This is a genomic window from Duganella sp. 1411 (genome assembly GCF_017833525.1).
Classification (GTDB): Bacteria; Pseudomonadota; Gammaproteobacteria; order Burkholderiales; family Burkholderiaceae_D; genus Rugamonas.
Genome location: NZ_JAFICD010000014.1, coordinates 1 through 19,258, shown reverse-complemented (window position 1 = coordinate 19,258; position 19,258 = coordinate 1). Strand labels below are relative to the sequence as shown.

Below are 19,258 nucleotides of genomic sequence, written 5' to 3'. Positions count from 1 at the left end.
GCCACTACTTTCGTAGCGCCTATTTCATTACTTCTTGTGAACATTTGATATTTTAAGTATCGCGGAACTAAGTTTAACCTTGGTTCCGCGTGCACCTTCATCAAACGTCCACACTTATCGACTGTTAATTTTTAAAGAACTTGTTCGGTACTGCGTCGCTAACAAATCGTTTTGTCTGTCAGCGAAGAAGAAAGAGTATGAAGCGTTTAGATCGTTTCGTCAACCCCCTCAACCACTTCTTCTTTTCTCGTTTCACTCCGCATTTGTGTGCGTCGTTCTGCGAGGGGGCGAACTATAGCAAAGGTAGGATCGAACTGCCAAGATTTATTTTTCGCTGGCATCCCGTTTGCTTACAAGCGGTTATAAACAACGGCTGAGCAGTAAGCTTTGCCCACGCGCCGCACAGGTGCTACATTAGAAGCAGAGCCGATAACGGCCGCCGGAGACTAGAGAACCATATGGAACGCCCGACTGCTCCAAATCTGAACACCTCGTCTGTCGGCGAGTCGTGGGCCGACAACATGCCCATCATCATAGAGACCTCGCATCAGCGATCCCAGCAATATGGGCTGCGCCCCGAATCGCCGCCCGACTTCTGTCCGCTGGCGCGCAACGACCTGTCGCTGCTGATCGAGCAAAACCGCCTGCTCCACGCCCACGCCATCCCGGCGATGGAGACGCTATACCAGCAAATCGTCAACACCCACAACATGGTGATCCTGACGGACGCCAATGGCGTGATCGTCCACTCGCTGGGCGACGACGACTTCCTGGAGAAGGCCAGCCGCGTCGCGCTGCAACCCGGCGTCGCCTGGTCCGAGCGTAGCCGCGGCACCAACGCCATCGGCACCGCGATCGCCGAGCGCATGCCGACGCTGGTCCACGCGGACCAGCACTACCTGACCGCCAACCACTTCCTGACCTGCTCCGCCGCGCCGATCGCCGACCACCTGGGCCGGGTGATCGGGGTGCTCGACGTCTCGGGCGACCAGCGCAGCTATCACAAGCACACCATGGCGCTGGTGCGCATGTCGGCGCTGATGATCGAGAACCAGCTGTTCTCCGCCACCTTCGAGGAAAGCATCACGCTGCACTTCCATGCGCGGCCGGAGTTCATCGGCACGCTGATGGAGGGCATCGCCTCCTTCAGCCCCGGCGGACGCTTCCTGGCGGCCAACCGCAATGGCCTGTTCCAACTCGGCCTGTCGTTCGCCGCGCTGCAGTCGCACAGCTTCAGCTCCCTGTTCGGACTGCCGGTGTCGGCGCTGTACGACCATAACCGCACCGCCTCGCCCGGCCTGCTCGATCTGTGCATGCACAGCGGCGTGCGGGTCTACGGGCGCGCGCAGCTGCGGCTCGCGAACACCGTGTTCCAGCAATCGCTGGCGCCGGACCGCGCGCCGCCGGCGACCAGCGCGGTGGCCGCCAACCAGGCCGCCGCCACCGCCCGCCGCCTGTCGGGCCTGCGCTACCTGCGCACCGGCGACCCGCAACTGGAACTGGTGATCGAGAAGGTCACCCGCGTGCTCGGACGCGACATCCCCATCATGATCATGGGCGAAACCGGCACCGGCAAGGAGCTGCTGGCGCAGGCGATCCACAACGATTCGCCGCGCGCGGCGAGCCCCTTCGTGGCGGTCAACTGCGCGTCGATCCCCGAGACCCTGATCGAATCGGAGTTGTTCGGCTACGAGGACGGCGCCTTCACCGGCGCGCGCAAGAAAGGCGCGGTCGGCAAAATCCTGCAGGCCAATGGCGGCACGCTGTTCCTCGACGAGATAGGCGACATGCCATTCAGCCTGCAGGCGCGCCTGCTGCGCGTGCTGCAGGAACGCATGGTGACGCCGCTGGGCAGCGACAAGTCGATCCCGGTGAACGTGGAGCTGATCTGCGCCACCAACCACAATCTGCGCGAACGCATGGCGCGCGGATTGTTCCGCGAAGATCTCTACTACCGGCTCAACGGACTGGTGGTCAAGCTGCCGCCGCTGCGCGAGCGCACCGACCTTGAGACGGTGGTCAAGAAAATCCTGGCGTCGGAGTCCAACAACGGCCGTTACCACGTCTCCGACGAAATCCTTGGCCTGTTCCGCCGCCACCGCTGGCCCGGCAACTTCCGCCAGCTCACCAATCTGCTGCGCACCGCGCTCGTGATGGCCGGCGACGAACACGAGATCGGCCTGCGGCACATGCCCGACGACTTCCTCGACGATATAGAACATGAACCGGCGCGCGACGACCGCGCCGGCGCCGGCGCGGACGCCGGTACCGCGCGCATGATGGCCAGCGGCGCCAACCTCGAAGAAATGGAGCAGTCGGTCATCGTGCGCTCGCTCGAGGCCCACGGCGGCAACGTCTCGGCCACCGCGCGCGCGCTCGGGGTATCGCGCAACACGATCTACCGCAAGCTGCCCCACCTGAAGTAGCAAAGCGTCCATCGCCGCCTCAGGCGTCCGCCGGAAAGCCGGCCGAGCGCCGCTGCCGTCCGCGCTTGTCGATCGCCATCAGGTCCACCGCCGGCATCTGCGCCGCCAGCGCGCGGGCGCGCTCCCAGCCCATCACCATGAACGCGGTCGACAGGCCGTCCGCCAGCATCCCGGTCGGCGCCAGCACCGTCACGCTGGCCAGTTCGGCGGGCGAGTCGCCCAGCGCCGGATCGAAGATGTGGTGGTGCCGGTGGTCCGGCGTGAAGCTGCATTCGTAGTCGCCGGACGTGGCCACGCTGCAGCCTTGGGCGTACAGCACGGCGGCCAGCGCGCCGTCATCGCGTGGATCGCGCACGCCCAGTATCCAGGGCCGGTCCCGCGCCTTTTGCCCGCGCGCGACAAACTCGCCGGTGTCGAGCAGCGCGTCGCGGATGCCGTGCGCCTGCACCGCCGCCAGCGCCTGGTCGGCGGCGTAGCCCTGCGCCAGGCCGTTGAGCGTCAACGCCATGCCGGGACGGCCGAAGCGGACCCGTTCCGCGTCGAACGACAGGCGCTGCCAGTCGACCAGCGCCCGCGCGCGGAGCAGCTCGGCCTGCGCCGGCAGCGCGCCGCGCGCCGCCGCCTGCGAATACAGGCGCCACAACGGCTGCACCGTCACGTCGAAGGCGCCGCCGGTCAGCCGCGACAGCTCGGCGGCCTGCTCCAACACCGCCAGCAGCCGCCGGTCGGGATGCGCCAGCACGCCGTCCCGGTTCAGCCGGTGCACCTGGCTGCCGGGATGGTAAATGCTCATCAGATGGTCGATCTCGCGTGCCGCCCGCAGGCCGTCGGCGATCGCGCGCGCGGCCAGTGCGGCGTCGGGATGCGCCACCGAGATGGAGATGGTGGTGCCGAAGGCGAGCGCCGCGCCTCGGTGCAAGGCGTCGTCGGTCGGCCACGCGCAGCCGGCCACGCCGGCCACGGTGCCAACGGCGCTGGCGATGAAGGTTCGTCGTTTCATAGGCCGCTCCTTGCGGGATGTATCGGTATTTCGCGGCGGCGCTTGATCTCCACGATGCGCAACGCGCATAGCTCGTCGCTCTCGTAGATCACCACGCAATCCATGCACTGGAAGCACTCGTCGTAATCGACCTTGCCCGACGGCGCGATCGCCTGATAATCGCAGCGGTGGCGGCAGGTCTGGCATGGCGCGCCGCACTCCTTGTGACGCGGTATCCAGTTCAGCAGGCGGACCTTGCCCAGCAGCGCCAGCAAGGCGCCGAAGGGGCACAGGTAACGGCAAAAGAACTTGTAGACCAAACCGCTGGCCAGCAGCAGGGCCACCGCGTACGCGACATAGGGCCAGCCGCGCACGAAGTTCAGCGTGATGGCGGTCTTGAACGGCTCGAGCTCCACCAGCTTGTCGGTGACCGCGCTGGAGAGGAAGGCGCTGGCGACGATGCCGGCCAGCGCCACGTATTTGACGCGCTTGAGGCGCGCGTCCAGCCGCGGTTTGATGCGCGGCCGCGGCACGTGCAGACGCCGCGCCAGCTTGCCCGTCAGCTCCTGCAGCGCGCCGAAGGGGCACAGCCAGCCGCAAAAAGTGCCGCGTCCCCAGATCAGCAGCGACACCGGCACGAATACCCACAGGGCCACCGTCATCGGATCGAACATCATGAACTCCAGGCCGCGGCGCGCCATCAGCGCCTGGATCGCGCCGGTGAGGTTGACGATCGACAGCTGCCCCTGCGCGTAATAGCCGATGAAACCGATCGTAAACAGCAGGTAGGCGCGGCGGAACCAGTTGAAGCGGGCCGCGTGCGCCGTCAGGCGCTTGCGCATCGTCAGCGCGGCGCCCAGCACCAGCAGTCCGGCCGTCAGCGCGGCCAGCTCGAGGCGGCGTTCGCGCCAGATGCCCGGCCACGACTTGTCGCCGCCGTCGGCGGCGATCAGCAGGTCGGCCGGCAGCTGATAGCGGATCGACAGCGTACGGGTGATGCGCTCCGGGTAGACGATGCCCTTGTTACGGGTGATCGGCAGCGCCAGTTCGAACGGCGCCCCTGGATCCAGGCCGGCCTGGCCGATGACGCGCAGGATGATGACGTTGTCGGCCGCCAGCGGTACCGCCAGCCGCACATCCAGATCCAGGTCGCGCATATCGATGGGCAGCTTATCCTGCCGCAGCAGGATGCGCTCCGGTACGCTGCCGCGCACGAAATCCTCGCCGGTGACGCTGTAGCGCCCGGAGGAGATGACGATCAACGCGTGGTCGCCCGGCTCGAGGCGCCCGCGCAGTTTGTCCCAGCCGGCCGCCGTCAACAGGTTGCGGCCGATCGACGGCACCGACACGCAGGCCACGTACAGATCGATGAAACTGTCGTCCGGGCGGGCCAGCGCCTCGGCGTCGAGGCCGGCGCCGGCGCCGCCGGCGAACAGCTGCTCGACCTCGCGGTTGCTCACGCGCAGGCGCCGCAGCAGTCCCGCGCCGAGCATCCGCTCCACATCCATCGGCCGGAACACGTCCTGGCGCACGCGCGCGATCTGGTCCGGATCGCGCCCGGCGGCCAGGCCGAGCTTCTTGCGCGAGACTTTTAGCGCCGCCGCCAGCACGCTCTGGTTGATGATGCGCACCGACGCCGTCGCCTTGGAGACGCCGTCGATATAGGCGTGCGCGGCGTCCGGATGGCGCGCGCGGCGCACGCCGGTCTCGATGCTGATGGCCTGCCTCAGCGACAGCCCCTTGTACTGCGCGACGAACTGGCGCAGCGGCGCCTCGCCCAGGCCGTCGAGGAACACCGGCTCGTGATGCGACAGCACCTCGACGCCGAGGAAGCCGCCGCCGGCGTCGATGGCCACCATCAGGTTCAGCGGCACGCCCGAAAATCCGGGGATGGGCGCCAGGTCGATCGACTCGAACACGTAGCCCACCAGCTCCGTGGCCGTGGCGTTCTGGCGGAACAGCGGCCACACCGGCAGCTCGGCGTCGCGCTCGCCCACCATCAGCGGCGCCGGGAAGCGCTTGACCACATCGGCGCGCGCGAGCACGCCGGCGCGCGACGGCGTGGCGCCAAGCGCCAGCGCCAGCAAGCCGGCCAGCGCGCAAAGAAGGCAGCACAGCGCGCGCCGCCACTTCGAGGTCCGCGTCATCAGAAGAAGATGATGCCGCCCAGCGAGGCGCCGTTCATCCTGGCCTCGGCGCCGGTGAACGCCTTGGAACGGGTCTGGCCCACTTCGCCCACCAGCGTGATCGCGCTGGTCAGCGACCAGTACACGCCGCCGGTCAGGTTGGCGTTGGACTTCAGGCCGAAGGTGCCGGCGGTGTCGTCGTCGTTGCGGCTGATGCCGTAGCTCAGGCCAAGCTTGACCTTGTCCGCCGGCTTGTACGTCGCCTGCACGAAGTAGGCCTTGGACCTGGTGTCGCCCTGGTCGGCGTCGGACAGGATGCCGAGCCCCCTGCCGCCCTGGAAGTTGGCCAGCACGCCCAGCGCGCCGGCCTGGTACGACGCCCCGGCCTCCACGCCCGCCATCGTGAAGTCGCGCACGCCGGGCGCGGTGGCGCTGAACTTTTGCGACTTCGCGCCCAGCCAGGTCTTGAAGCCGTCGGCCGCGTAACTGAGCTGCGCCTGGAACTGCGGGCTGGTTTTCGACGTGTACACCGGCGCCGCCACGATCGGCGTGTCGGCCACGGGGCTGACCAGCGCAGCATCGAGGCCGAAGCCGCCAAGCGACGACTTCGGCGCGCTGTAGGCGATCTGTCCATAGTAGCCGACGTAGCTGTAGCCGGCGCCGATGTGGCCCAGCGTGACGCGTCCGCGCTGGGTCGCCTGCACCGGCGCGCCGGTGCCGATCAGCGTCATGTCCGCGAAGATCGCGGTGGCGCCGAAGATGCCGTTGTCGCGTCCCAGTTTGACGGTGCCCATGCGGTCGTTACCGAAGGTGAAGTAGGCCTGGCGCACGTCGACGCCGCTGTTGACGGCGATGGCGCTGTCGGTGGCGGTGGCGTTGTAGATGCCGATCAGCGCCTTGACGTCGTAGTCGCCCTGGCGCGACGTGGCCGACGTCACCAGCCCGTTCGGCAGCAGGCCGTTGCCGATGGTGGTGCGGTCCTTCTCGCCGCCGCAGCCGACCGCCTTGCCGCCCAGCGCCAGCCCGCCGACCGCGTCGCCGCTGCACGACACCTGCGTGTAGTAGGCGTTGACGATGCCGCCCAGCGAGACGTTCCAGTCGCCGGCCTTGAAATCGGCCGCCTGCGCGCCCTGCGCCGCGGCGATGGCCAGCGCGCCCAGCATCACTACTGTCTTCATTTTTCGATCTCCCATTATTGTTGTGCACATCGAGCGATGTAAGCTGGTCATGGCAATTCGCGTGCCCACGCGCGCCACGGGGCGGCGCGCGGGAACAAGCGCGGGTGTTGTGCCGGATCGGATCAATCGCGGTGTGACACTGTTCAGAAGTAGACCGAAAAAAAAAGGGCGGCCGAAGCCGCCCGAAAATTACAGGAACCGTTTTATTTGGAGGAGAGCTTGAACACCCACACCGAGCCGCCCTGCTCCAGGAAATTGACCTTCTTGGCCACCTCGCCGCCCCACAGCGGCACCGCGCCGCCCCAGCCCGAAACGACGGCCACGTATTGCGTATCGCCGTCCTGCCAGGTGACCGGCGGCGCCACCACGCCGGAGCCGGTCTGGAACTTCCACAGCTCCTTGCCCGACTTGGCGTCGAGCGCCTTGAGGTAGCCCTCCGGCGTGCCGTAGAACACCAACCCGCCGGCGGTGGTCATCACGCCGCCCCACAGCGGCGCCGTGTTCTTGACCTCCCAGACGATCTTGCCGGACTTCGGATCGATCGCGCGCAGCGCGCCGATATAGTCGTCGAACAGCGGCCGGATGGTGAAGCCGGCGCCGAGGTAGGCCCCGCCCTTCTTGTAGCTGATTGGCTCGTTCCAGATATCCATGCCCCACTCGTTGGCGGGCACGTAGAACAAGCCTGTCTGCTGGCTGTACGCCATCGGCATCTGGTTCTTGGCGCCGAGGAAGGCGGGCGCCGCGAACACGGTGCCGCCCTTCTTGCCCTCCTCGCCCTTGGTCGGATCGCCCGGGCGGTTGGCCGCGATGAAGTTCGGACGGCCCGTCTTCAAATCGATGCCGGACGCCCAGGTGATCTTCTTGACGAACGGGAAGGCGTTCTGCAGCTTGCCGCTATTGGCGTCGATCACGTAGAAAAAGCCGTTGCGGTCGGCCTTGCCGCCGAAGCGCTTGCCGTCCATGTCGAAGGTGACGAATTCGTTGGCGCCGTCGAAGTCCCACGAATCGTTGGGGGTGTTCTGGTAGGCCCACTTGATCTGGCCTGTCTTCACATCCAGCGCCACGGTGGACGACGAGTACAGATTGTCGCCGGGGCGCAGATGGCTGTTCCACGGCGCCGGATTGCCGGTGCCGAAGTAGGCCAGGCCGGTCTTTGCGTCGTAGGTGCCGCCCATCCAGGTCGAGGCGCCGCCGGTCTTCCACAGCTCGCCCGGCCAGGTCTTGTTCAAGGTGCCGGTGACGCCGTTGTCGCTTTCCTTGCCGTCCTTGTCGTAGCGGTGGCCCATATGGCCCTCGACGGTGGGACGGGTCCATAACAGATCGCCGGTCAGCGGATTGCGCGCCTCGACCCGGCCGACGACGCCGAACTCGCCGCCGGACACGCCCGTCAGCAGCACGCCGTCGGCGATCAGCGGCGCCGCCGTCATCGAATAGCCGGCGGCGTAGTCGTCGACCTTCTCCTTCCAGACGATCTTGCCGGTGTCCTGGTCGAGCGCCACGAGCTGCGCGTCGAGCGTGCCGAAGATGACCAGGTTGCCGTACAACGCGGCGCCGCGGTTGACCACGTCGCAGCACGGCATGATGCCGTCCGGCAGGCGGTGCTCGTACTTCCACAGCTTGGCGCCGGTTTTCAGGTCGATCGCGAAGATGCGCGAATACGAGGCGGTGACGAACATCTTGCCCTTGTAGATCAGCGGCTGCGACTCCTGCCCGCGCTGCTTTTCGCCGCCGAACGAGAACGACCACGCCGGCACCAGCTTGGCGACGGTCTTGGTGTTGACCTGCGCCAGCGGCGAGTAGCGCTGGCCCTCCGAGCCGAGGCCGAACGACAGCACGCTGTCGGTGCTGGTGGCCGCGTTCTTGAGCATGGCCGAGGTGACATCGGCCGCCTGCGCCAGCGACAGGATCGAGATCCCCGCCAGCGATGCGATGACTAATTTTTGCACAATCTTCTCCGGTTATTATGATTTTTATCTGCCGCCGCGTTACCGCGCCGGCGGTGCCAGGGCCGCCAGCTCCGCGTCGCTGAACAGGCGCGATCGGGTCAGGAAGCGCCGGCCCGTGCCGTTGTCGAGCGAGAACATGCCGCCGTTCCCTTCAACCACGTCGATGATCAACTGCGTATGCTCCCAATACTCGAACTGCTCGAGCCCCATGTAGAACGGCGTCCCGTTCAGATTACCGAGATAGACATCGGTGTCGCTGATGTCGAACTCGCCCACCGGATAGCACATCGGCGCGCTGCCGTCGCAGCAGCCGCCCGACTGGAAGAACAGCAGCGGACCGTGGCGGCTGCGCAGCCCGGCGAGCATGTCGAGCGCCGCCGGGGTGGCCGTGACGCGGGGGATCGCGTGCGACATGGTCAGAAGAAGCCGAGCGCGTTCGGGCTGTAGCTGACCAACAGGTTCTTGGTCTGCTGGTAGTGGTCCAGCATCATCTTGTGGTTCTCGCGGCCGATGCCCGACTGCTTGTAGCCGCCGAACGCGGCGTGCGCCGGATACAGGTGGTAGCAGTTGGTCCAGACGCGGCCAGCCTGGATGGCGCGGCCGACGCGGAAGGCGCGCGAGCCGTCGCGCGTCCACAAACCGGCGCCCAGGCCATACAGCGTGTCGTTGGCGATGCGCAGCGCGTCCGCTTCGTCCTTGAAGGTGGTCACCGACACCACCGGCCCGAAGATCTCCTCCTGGAAGATGCGCATCTTGTTGTCGCCCTTGAAGACGGTGGGACGCACGTAGTAGCCGTCCTTCAAATCGCCGCCCTGCACATTGCGTTCGCCGCCGGCCAGCAACTGCGCGCCCTCCTGCTTGCCGATGTCGATGTAGGACATGATCTTCTCGAGCTGTTCGTTCGACGCCTGCGCGCCGAGCATGGTGCCGGCGTCGAGCGGGTTGCCCTGCTTGATCGCGGCCACGCGCGCCAGCGCGCGCTCGATGAATTTCTCGTAGATCGATTCCTGGATCAGCACCCGCGACGGGCAGGTGCACACCTCGCCCTGGTTCAGCGCGAACATCGCGAAGCCCTCCAGGCACTTGTCGAAGAAGGCGTCGTCGGCGTCCATCACGTCCTCGAAGAAGATGTTGGGCGACTTGCCGCCCAGTTCCAGCGTGACCGGGATCAGGTTCTGCGCGGCGTACTGCATGATCAGGCGTCCGGTGCCGGTTTCGCCGGTGAAGGCGATCTTGGCGATGCGCTTGTTCGACGCCAGCGGCTTGCCCGCCTCCAGGCCGTAGCCGTTGACCACATTGAGCACGCCCGGCGGCAGCAGGTCGCCGATCACCTCCAGCAGCACCATGATCGAGGCGGGGGTCTGCTCGGCGGGTTTGAGCACCACGCAGTTACCGGCGGCCAGCGCCGGCGCCAGCTTCCACACCGCCATCAGGATCGGGAAGTTCCACGGGATGATCTGGCCGACCACGCCGAGCGGCTCGTGGAAGTGGTAGGCGTAGGTCTCGGCGTCGATCTGCGCCACCGAGCCCTCCTGGGCGCGGATGCAGCCGGCGAAGTAGCGGAAGTGGTCGACCGCCAGCGGGATGTCGGCGGCGGTGGTCTCGCGGATAGGCTTGCCGTTGTCGATGGTCTCGGCGGTGGCGATCAGCGTCAGGTTGGCTTCGATGCGGTCGGCGATCTTGTTGAGGATGTTGGCGCGCTCGGTCTGCGAGGTCTTGCCCCACGCGTCCTTGGCAGCGTGGGCGGCGTCGAGCGCCAACTCCACGTCCTCGGCGGTGGAGCGCGCCACCTCGCAGAACACCTGGCCGGTGATCGGCGTGATGTTGCCGAAATACTGGCCCTTGACCGGGGCGACGAATTTGCCGCCGATGTAGTTGTCGTAGCGCGCCTTGAAGGGGTTGGCAACGCCTAATTTGCTGATGTCTGCGAGATCCATGTCGTCCTCTTTCTGCTGTGGTTATGAGGCCGCTCCGTGGCGGAGCGGCGTTCGGTGGTGCGTAGCCTCTTTTTCGCAAGCACCGTGCCAGCACCGTCCTGGCCCGCCCGGAGAGGGGAAAGCCCGGCCGGCGGGGCTTTGCGCGCCGCGCCGGCTGTTCATATTTGGAACAGGTGTCATCCGATGGAGCAGCGCGGCCGGCGGCTCAGCGGATCACCACGCCCCAGGGCAGTTCGCCGACGGCGACGTCGGCGCGCCTGGCCGCGGCGGCCGTATCGATGACCGAAACGCTGTCGGAGCGGCCGTTGGCGACATACAGCTTGGCGCCGTCCGGCGTCAGCGCCATGTTCCACGGGCGCTTGCCGACGGCGATGGTCGCCACTACCGTGTTGCTCGCGGTGTCGATCGCCATCACGCTGGCGTCGATACCGTTCGAGACGTAGACCCGGCTGCCGTCGGGATGGACGGCGATGCCATTGGCGTTGCGCCCGGCCGGCACCCGCGCCACCGCCGCCAGCGTCGCCATGTCGATCACATAGACCGCGTTGGCCAGCTCGCAGGCCACATAGGCGCGCGCGCCGTCCGGGCTGAAGCCCATGCCGCGCGGGCGCAGGCCGACGGCGATCGAACCGCTCTGGCGGCGCGCCGCGACGTCGATCACGTCGACCTGCTCGGCCTCCTCGGCGCTGACCAGCAGCCAGCGGCCGTCCGGGCTGAACACCGCGTGCTCGGGATTTTTCCCGCGCACCGGGATATCGGCCAGCACCCGGCCCTCGAGCGCGTCGATCAGCGCGACGCTGTTGCCCTCCTCGACCGCGACGGCGACGTAACGGCCGTCCGCCGAGGCACCCACGCCCTCGGGTGACTTGCCAAGCGCGATCGACCGCGTCACCGCGCCGCTGGCGGCGTCGATCACCAGCAGCGCGCCGGCGGCGGCGTCGGTGACATACAGCCGCGCGCCGCGCGGATCGGCGGCGATGCCGCGCGGCCGCTTGCCGGCGGGGATCTGGCGCAGCACGGTGTCGCTGGCGGTGTCGATGACGCTGATGGAGCCGGACTTCTCGTTCGGCACGTAGGCCAGCGGCGCGGCGAAGGCCGGAGCGGCCAGCAGCGCGACGACGAGGCGGGAGAGCAAGCGCAAGTTGTTCATAAATTCGCCTTTCAAGGTAAATGCGGAGATAGTTGCAAGCGTCGTGCCACAAAAACCGGATGGCAGGTATATTGCTTACCGGTCGTTATCACACCGACCAAAAACACGGAGACGACATGAAGCAAGCCTTATTCCCCCTCAACGCGGTGGCGGCGTTGTTCGCCCTCGGCGGCGGCGCCATGGCGGCCGACCTGGCCCCCACCCCGGCCGCGGTTTCACCCGATGTTACGGCCGACGTGGTGGTGGTCAGCGCCACCCGCGTCGGCCACACGGTGTTCGACATGCCCGCCTCGGTCGACGTGCTCGACGCCGCGCGCATCCGCGACGGCCAGGCGCGCGTCAACGCCAGCGAGGCGCTAGCGGCGGTGCCGGGCCTGGTGGCGCAAAACCGCCAGAACTACGCCCAGGACCTGCAGATCTCCTCGCGCGGCTTCGGCGCCCGCTCGGCCTTCGGCGTGCGCGGCGTGCGCCTGATCGCCGACGGCATCCCGGCCAGCATGCCGGACGGCCAGGGCCAGGCGGCCACCTTCAATCTGGACATGGCCGAGCGCATCGAAGTGCTGCGCGGACCGTTCTCCGCCCTGTACGGCAACCACTCCGGCGGCGTGATCCAGATGTTCACGCGCGACGGCGAGGGCGCGCCGGCGATCGAGACCTCGCTCAGCGCCGGCAGCTACGGCAGCCGCAAGGCGGACCTGAACGCGCAGGGCAAGCAAGCGGGCATCGGCTATGTGCTCGACGCCTCGCGCTTCGAGACCGACGGCTACCGCGCCCACAGCGCCGCCACCCGCGACCAGGCATTCGCCAAACTGACCCTGGCGCCGATGGCGGGGGCCAGCCTGACCATCGTCGCCAGCGCGCTGCGCCAGGACGACACCCAGGACGCGCTCGGCGTCAGCTGGGCCACCTATCTGCGCGACCCGCGCGCCGGCGAGACCGACGCCACCGACCCGCAAAGCCCGAAACGCACCCTGGCGGACCGCTACAACACCCGCAAGAGCATCGACCACCAGCAGATCGGCGCCAGCTGGGAGCAGCGCTTCGGCGAGGACCGCCTGCGCGCGACCGTCTACGGCGGCAACCGCGGCGTGATCCAGTACCAGGCGTTTTCCAAAGCCTTCCAGGCGCCGGCCAGCCACTCGGGCGGCGTGGTCGATTTCGAGCGCGACTTTTACGGCGCGGATGTGAACTGGCTGCATGTCAGCCGGCTGGCGGGCGGAAAGCTCGGCACCACGGTCGGCCTGGAATACGGCCGCTCCAGCGACGCGCGCCAAGGCTTCGAGAACTTCATCGGCACGCGCTTCGGCGTCAAGGGCGCGCTGCGGCGCGACGAGACCGACAAGGTCACCAGCGTCGATCCCTACGTTCAGGCGGAATGGGAGGCAGGCGCCTGGATGCTGAGCGCGGGCCTGCGCCACAGCAGCGTGAAAATCTCGGTGGACGACCATTTCCGCAGCAACGGCGACGATAGCGGCAGCCTCGATTTCAGCCACACCACGCCGGTGCTGGGCGTGCTGTATCAACTGGCGCCGGCGCTGAACATCTATGCCAGCGCGGCGCGCGGCTTCGAGACGCCCACCCTCAACGAGCTGTTTTACTCGGGCACCGGCGGCGGCTTCAACTTCCGCTTGCGGGCGGCGCAAAGCACGCATCTGGAAGCCGGCGTCAAGGCCCGGCTCGACGCCGACATGCGGATCAACGCCGCCGTGTTCCAGGTCCGCACCCGCGACGAGCTGGTGGTCGACAGCAGCGGCGGCGGACGCACCAGCTACCGCAACGCCGGCCGCACGCTGCGCCAGGGGTTCGAGCTGTCGCTCGACAGCGCATGGCGCTACGGCCTAAGCACGCGCGTGGCGCTGACCACCCTGCGCGCGGTCTACGACGAGGCCTTCGGCGCGGTCCAGGAAGGCAGCCGGCTGCCCGGCGTCCCCAACGCCAACGCCTACGCCGAACTGGCGTGGAAAGAGGCCGGCGGCCGCTTCGGCGCCGCGCTGGAGGGTGTCGCCAGCGGCAAGATCTACGCGGAGGACGCCAATACGGAGCAACCGGCGCCCGGCTACGGCGTGCTCAATGCGCGCGTCACCGCCGGCCAGCAATGGCGCGGCTGGCGCTTCAAGCAATTCGCGCGGGTGAACAATCTGATGGACCGGCGGTACGTGGGATCGCTGATCGTCGGCGACACCAACAAACGCTTTTACGAAGCGGCCCCCGGCCGCAACTGGCTGCTGGGCGTCGGCGCCCAGTACCAGTTCTAGAAGCGGTAGCGCAGCCCGGCCGCCACCGAGCGCGGCGCGCCGGGTGCGACAAAGCGCGCCGTCCCCGCATCGCCGGTGCCGGGCGGCGCCAGGACGCCATTGGGGAACATGTCCACCCCGACCGCGCCGTAGCTTTCGTAACGGCGGTCCGCGAGGTTGGTCACGCGCGCGTACAACTCCCATTTCGGCGCCGGACGGTAGGTGGCGTGCGCGTCCAGCAGCGCGTGGCCGCGGATGCGCCAGTCACGCCCCGCCGATGCGGCGGCGCCGTCCTCGTCGCCCTGGGTGGCCATGTCGGAGGTCGCCACCAGGTCCGCGCCCAGCGTCAGCGCCGGCGTCGCGCTCCACTCCAGTCCCAGCTTGGCCGTATTGCGCGGCAGTCCGGCCAGGCGGGTGCCGGGCACGATATGGACGTCGCGCGTGCCGCTGAACAGATCGCCCCGCGCGTCGTAGGTCGCTTCCAGATAGCTGTAGTTCAAGCGCGCGGACCACGCGCCGGCGCGGCCGGTGACGCCCAGGTCCACGCCCTGGTGGCGGGTACGGGCGAAATTGGCGAAGTAGCCTTGCTGCGCCAGCGCGGCGCTGCGGAACAGGATGTCGTCGCGGTTCACGGTGCGGTACAGCGACAACGACGCCGTGTCTCCGCGCGCGCCGCGCCAGCGCATGCCCGCTTCGGCGGTACGCGAGACCACCTGCTTCAGAAAGGGATCCGATTGCAGGCCCACCGGCAAACGGCACGGCCGCTCGGGATCGGCGCAACCCAATTCGATCACGGTCGGCACGCGGTTGCTCTGCGACAGATTGGCGAACAGCGTTGCGCCGCCGGCCACCCGGCGCGCGATGCCGATCGCGGGATTGAGCTTGCGGTAGTCGAACGTTTCGCGCGGCTGCGTCTCCGCGTCGCGGCGCAGCTGGTTGCCCACCCTGGCGTGGTTGTAGCGCGCGGAGACGGTCAGCCAGGTGTCGGGCGCCACGGTCCAGGTGTCGGCCGCGTACATGCCGGCCGCGCGGGCGGCGCCGTCGACCGAGGAACCGGCCTCGCGCTCCGCGTCCGCATCCACGACGACTGAACGGTCGGGGGCGAAGTCCGCCTCCCGCTCGTACTGCGCGAAGCTTACGGTGCCGCGGTCGAAGGTCAGGCCGGCCGCCAGCTGGTGCGAGTCGGCATGCCTGCTGAACTGCGCGCTGAAACCATGGCTGCGCTGCCGGGTTGACGTGGTGTTGTAGGACGCCGCGTGCTCGCTCTCGGCCTCGGCATAGTCGTCGTTGATGTCGCCGTTGACGGTGTCGCGCCGGCTGCCGCGCGCATACAGCGCCACGGCCAGTTCGGTGTGGCTGTCGAAGCGGTGCCTCAGGTCGAAGACGATCTGGCGCAGGCGGTTGCGCGTTTCGTCGGGCGAGGTATAGACGGCGCGGCGATCGTCCCCGTACAAGCCGTCGGGCAGCAGGCCGTTGCCTATCAACCGGCTGCTCGCCGCCAGCAGCGCGACGCTCCAGTCGTTGTCGCCGGCGGTGCCGGCCAGCTTGGCGTAGACATTGCCCAGGCGTCCGTCGGAATGGTCGCGCCAACCGCGGTCGTGGAAGGTGGTGGCGGCGATGAAGGCGTTCCACCGCCCGCCGCCGTCAGCGCTATCGTAGCCGTAGGCGATGTCGGCGCGGCGCCGGCCGTTGCTGGCGGTCGATACGTCGGCGTCCACGCCGGGGTGGCTTTTACCGGTTTTGGTCGTCAGCACCAGCGCTCCGCCCAGCGTGTTGAGTCCATACAGCGGATTCGATCCCGGCGCGAGCATGATGCCGCCGATCGCCGCCTCCGGCAGCATGTCCCAGTTGACGACGTCGCCGAACGGTTCGTTGACCCGCACGCCGTCCAGATACACCGAGATGCCCTGAGATGAGCCGAGCACCGGCGACGCGCGGAAGCCGCGGTAGGTGATGTCGCTCTGGAACGGGCTGCCGGAGATCTCGTTGACGTTCACGCCGGTCAGGTTGCGGGCCATGAACTCGCCCAGATTGCGGCTGGCCGGGACGTCGAGCGCGCGCCCGCCCGCCGTCTGCACCTGATACGGCAGCTGGTTGCGGTCCGTGCCGATACCGGGCAACGGCGCCACGCCGACGATATCGACCGACAGCATGGACGCCACCGGATAGTTCCCCGGCGCACCGTCGTCGGCCGCCGCGCCGGCGCAGGCGAACAGCACGCCCGCCGCCACCACCGCGCGCTGCCTCATGGCGCCTGCTCGTGTACACCATACCTGGCGAAGATGGCTTTCAGCTCGCCGCTGGCCTTCATCTCGTTGACGGCCGCCTGCAGCAGTTTCGCCATCTCGCGGTCGTCCTTGCGCACGGCCATGCCAACCGCCCATCCTGCACGCGGCAGGCGCTGAAAGGCGACCTCGTTCAACGGGAAGGCCGGATCGTCGCGGAACACGGCGTCGATTTCCGAACGGTTGGCCAGCACGGCGTCGAGCTGGCCGGCCTTGAGCTGCGCCAGCGCCTCGGCCGCCGTATCGAAAATGCGGACCTTGTCGCGGAAGCGGCCGTTCCCTTCGCCCAGCAGCACCATCGCCGCGATGGAGACCTTTTCGACGCCGACTGTCTTGCCGGCCAGCGCATCGATGCCGTCGAAGACCGGCATCGCGCGCGCGCTGCGCACCAGCCGCACCGTCTCCACGTGGTAGGGCGCGAAGATGGCTACCTTGTCGTTCTCGTTCATCAGCAGCGGCTCGACCGGCACATGCAGCATCACGTCGGCGGGACCATAACCGAGGTAGTGCCCCTTCCACACCATGTTGCGCAGGTCGTCGCCCAGGTTTTCGCCGGCTGGAAACGGCAGCAGGCTCAGTTTGAGCCCCAGCTTCGTCGCCAACGCCTGCGCGACGTCCACGTCGATGCCGGCACCGCGCTCGGAAAACGGCGCGAACTGGTCGTACACGGCCACCTTCAGCGATCCGGACTGGCGTATCTTTTCCCAGTCGGCGTGGGCGGGGGCGGCCGCGCCCAGCAGAACGGCGGCCAACGAAATCAGCGCGGCGGCGCGCCAGCGGGCGATCGGCATGATGGGCTCCCGGTTATTTGGCGGCGTCGCGGCGGGCTTCCAGATAGGTCTTGATGGCCCACATGGCTTCCTGGTTGAAGACGCCCTCGAACGGCGGCATATACACCGCGCCGTTGCGCACCTTGCCGTGCCGGATCGAGTTCAGATAGTAGTTGTCGGTCTCCTTGTAGCAGGCCTTTTTCTTGGTCTCGTTTTTGACGTCGGCGCAGTCGCGGTCCAGCAGGCGCAGATCGGGCGCGATGCCGCCGGTGACCGCCTCCAGGCCATGGCAGCGCGCGCAATTCTGGTTGTAGGCGGATGAACCGATCTTCAACGCCAGCGGATTGCCGCGGTAAGGGTTCTGGTCGAGCCACTTTTCGCCGAGCGCCGTCAGGCCGGTGGTGTCGACCGCCTGCGGCACCACGTTGCCGTGGGCGTAGACGGACAAGGAAGCGAAGGCCACCGCCGCGAGAACGGTGGTGGCGGCGAGAATGCGGAATGGATGATGCATGATGTCTCCTGGCTGGTTTTAAGATTTATACAGTCATTGAGCAAACGCCATGCCACGCCCGCGCCCCCGGTGATTCGGCGTCGCCTGTTCCAATTTGGGACAAGTGTCACAACCGGTTGTTCAACGCGGCGCCGGCGCGCCGTGGGATAGAATGGGATGGTGCGCTTGCACCAGCCGCTTTCGACTACCCCACAGCCCATGAGCCAGCCCAGCACCGAGAACTATGACGCCATCATCGTCGGCAGCGGCCCGGGCGGCGCCAGCGTCGCGCGCGAACTGGCGCGGCGCGGCCTGCGTGTGCTGGTGCTGGAACAGGGCAGCGCGGCGCCGCTGCAAGGCACGTTGTCGCAGATGGCCGGCATCGCCGCCGTTCCCGGCAAGGGCGCGTTCATCCACCGCGACGCTTCGCTGCTGGTCAGCGGCGTGGCCGCCGGCGGTACGTCGACGATCAACTTCGCCACTGCGGCGCCGCCGCCGTTGGCCATGTTTGCCGCGCACGATATCGACCTGGCGCCGATGCTGGCATCGCTGCGCGCCGAACTGCCGATGGGGCCTTTGCCCGATGACCTTATCGGGCCGATGGCCAAACGCATTGGCCAGGGAGCCGAGGCGCGCAAGCTTGGCTGGCGCAAGCTCGATAAATTGATTCGTCCGCAAATTTGCCGCACCGGCTGCTGGCGTTGCGTCTACGGTTGCCCGTTCGGCGCCAAGTGGACCGCGCGCGATTTCCTCGACGAGGCCATCCAGCTGGGCGCCACGTTGATAGACCAGGCCAAAGCGGAACGGGTGATCGTCGAAAACGGCCGGGCGACCGGCGTGTGCTATCGGCGCGACGGTGAAATGCGCCAGGCGCTCGGTGCCAACGTGGTGCTGGCGGGAGGCGGTATCGGCAGTCCGCGTCTGCTGCATCGCTCCGGCCTGCATGCGGAAAGCAGCGCCTTCTTCAGCGATCCGGTGATCGCGGTGATGGGCGTGGTCGACGATATCGACGGCGGCGCCGAAGTGCCGATGGCGGCGGGGATGTATTTACATGAGGAGGGCATCGCGCTGGCGGATATGACCTTGCCCAAGCCGATGTATCAGGCGTTCGCCGCGCAGGTGGGGCGGTTTGATCGCCTGATGTCGCATGCGCAGACGTTGACGTTGATGGTGAAGATACGTGACGATATCGGCGGGGCCATCGGGCCGCGCTGGGTGGACAAGACGCTGACCGCCGGTGATCGCGCCAAGCTGGCGACCGGCGTGGGCATGGCGCGCGAGATCCTGCGCGCGGCGGGGGCGAGGAAGATCTTTAAGAGCTGGCATTTCGCCGCGCATCCGGGCGGGAGTCTGCGCATCGGGGATGCGGTCGATAGTAATTTGCAAACCACGACGCGGAATTTATTTGTTTGCGATGCTTCGGTGATTCCGGAGTCGTGGGGATTGCCGCCGACGTTGACGTTACTGTGTTTGGGGACGCGCCTGGGGACCGATCTGTCTGCGTAACGTTATTCCACGTAGGGCGGATTAGCGCAGCGTAATCCGCCATGCATGCGTCCCGGCGGCGCATACATGGCGGATTACGGCGTTCCGCCTAATCCGCCCTACGTGTCTCCGTGGTTTGCATGACGTGCGGCCTATGGACGCAAAAAAGCCCCGACCAGATCACTGGAAGGGGCTTCTTTATATAACTAGCCTGACGATAACCTACTTTCACACTGGTTGCAGCACTATCAT

At 67.4% G+C, this 19,258-nt stretch carries 13 protein-coding genes; 3 read left to right on the top strand and 10 right to left on the bottom strand.

Features of this window, described 5'->3' with window-relative positions; translation table 11 throughout:
• The first annotated feature begins 458 nt into the window (after nucleotides 1-458).
• On the top strand, nucleotides 459-2,426 hold the full coding sequence (locus tag JOD97_RS32360; RefSeq protein ID WP_209726934.1) for a sigma-54-dependent Fis family transcriptional regulator: 1,968 nt from the start codon (nucleotides 459-461) through the stop codon (nucleotides 2,424-2,426).
• Nucleotides 2,427-2,445: 19 nt separating this feature from the next.
• Here the strand turns inward: JOD97_RS32360 and JOD97_RS32355 are convergent, their stop codons facing one another.
• From JOD97_RS32355 to JOD97_RS32325, 7 genes are all read right to left on the bottom strand, one after another.
• The gene (locus tag JOD97_RS32355; protein ID WP_209726933.1) at nucleotides 2,446-3,426 is read right to left on the bottom strand and encodes an FAD:protein FMN transferase; all 981 of its coding nucleotides are present in this window, start codon (nucleotides 3,424-3,426) and stop codon (nucleotides 2,446-2,448) included.
• Nucleotides 3,423-5,552, bottom strand: a complete 2,130-nt coding sequence (locus JOD97_RS32350; protein WP_209726932.1) for a 4Fe-4S binding protein — start codon at nucleotides 5,550-5,552, stop codon at nucleotides 3,423-3,425. Before JOD97_RS32350 ends, JOD97_RS32355 begins: the two co-directional genes overlap by 4 nt.
• On the bottom strand, nucleotides 5,552-6,709 hold the full coding sequence (locus tag JOD97_RS32345; protein ID WP_209726931.1) for a porin: 1,158 nt from the start codon (nucleotides 6,707-6,709) through the stop codon (nucleotides 5,552-5,554). Before JOD97_RS32345 ends, JOD97_RS32350 begins: the two co-directional genes overlap by 1 nt.
• A gap of 203 nt (nucleotides 6,710-6,912) precedes the next feature.
• The gene (locus JOD97_RS32340; protein ID WP_209726930.1) at nucleotides 6,913-8,655 is read right to left on the bottom strand and encodes a PQQ-dependent methanol/ethanol family dehydrogenase; all 1,743 of its coding nucleotides are present in this window, start codon (nucleotides 8,653-8,655) and stop codon (nucleotides 6,913-6,915) included.
• Between the two features lie 39 nt (nucleotides 8,656-8,694).
• On the bottom strand, nucleotides 8,695-9,069 hold the full coding sequence (locus tag JOD97_RS32335) for a DUF779 domain-containing protein (RefSeq protein WP_209726929.1): 375 nt from the start codon (nucleotides 9,067-9,069) through the stop codon (nucleotides 8,695-8,697).
• Between the two features lie 2 nt (nucleotides 9,070-9,071).
• Nucleotides 9,072-10,592, bottom strand: coding sequence for an aldehyde dehydrogenase (gene adh / locus JOD97_RS32330; protein ID WP_209726928.1), 1,521 nt, complete (start codon nucleotides 10,590-10,592; stop codon nucleotides 9,072-9,074).
• A gap of 205 nt (nucleotides 10,593-10,797) precedes the next feature.
• Nucleotides 10,798-11,742 carry a beta-propeller fold lactonase family protein gene (locus JOD97_RS32325; protein ID WP_209726927.1) on the bottom strand — a complete coding sequence of 315 codons (945 nt, stop codon included), beginning with the start codon at nucleotides 11,740-11,742 and terminating at the stop codon, nucleotides 10,798-10,800.
• 116 nt (nucleotides 11,743-11,858) lie between these two features.
• Between JOD97_RS32325 and JOD97_RS32320 the strand changes: the two genes are divergently transcribed.
• Nucleotides 11,859-13,997, top strand: a complete 2,139-nt coding sequence (locus JOD97_RS32320) for a TonB-dependent receptor (protein ID WP_209726926.1) — start codon at nucleotides 11,859-11,861, stop codon at nucleotides 13,995-13,997.
• Here the strand turns inward: JOD97_RS32320 and JOD97_RS32315 are convergent.
• The 3 genes from JOD97_RS32315 to pedF are packed head-to-tail and all read right to left on the bottom strand — an operon-like array spanning nucleotide 13,994 to nucleotide 17,542.
• On the bottom strand, nucleotides 13,994-16,225 hold the full coding sequence (locus tag JOD97_RS32315) for a TonB-dependent receptor (protein WP_209726925.1): 2,232 nt from the start codon (nucleotides 16,223-16,225) through the stop codon (nucleotides 13,994-13,996). The two genes, JOD97_RS32320 and JOD97_RS32315, sit on opposite strands and share 4 nt — an antisense overlap.
• Entirely contained in the window at nucleotides 16,222-17,052 is an 831-nt protein-coding gene (locus tag JOD97_RS32310) for an ABC transporter substrate-binding protein (RefSeq protein ID WP_209726924.1), read from the bottom strand. The genes JOD97_RS32315 and JOD97_RS32310 overlap by 4 nt, the downstream gene beginning before the upstream one ends.
• 13 nt (nucleotides 17,053-17,065) lie before the next feature.
• Nucleotides 17,066-17,542: a cytochrome c-550 PedF gene (gene pedF, locus JOD97_RS32305; RefSeq protein ID WP_209726923.1), complete on the bottom strand. Its 477-nt coding sequence runs from the start codon at nucleotides 17,540-17,542 to the stop codon at nucleotides 17,066-17,068.
• Between the two features lie 198 nt (nucleotides 17,543-17,740).
• On the opposite strand from pedF, the gene JOD97_RS32300 reads away from it, so the two are divergent.
• On the top strand, nucleotides 17,741-19,027 hold the full coding sequence (locus JOD97_RS32300) for a GMC family oxidoreductase N-terminal domain-containing protein (RefSeq protein WP_209726922.1): 1,287 nt from the start codon (nucleotides 17,741-17,743) through the stop codon (nucleotides 19,025-19,027).
• Nucleotides 19,028-19,258: the final 231 nt, after the last annotated feature.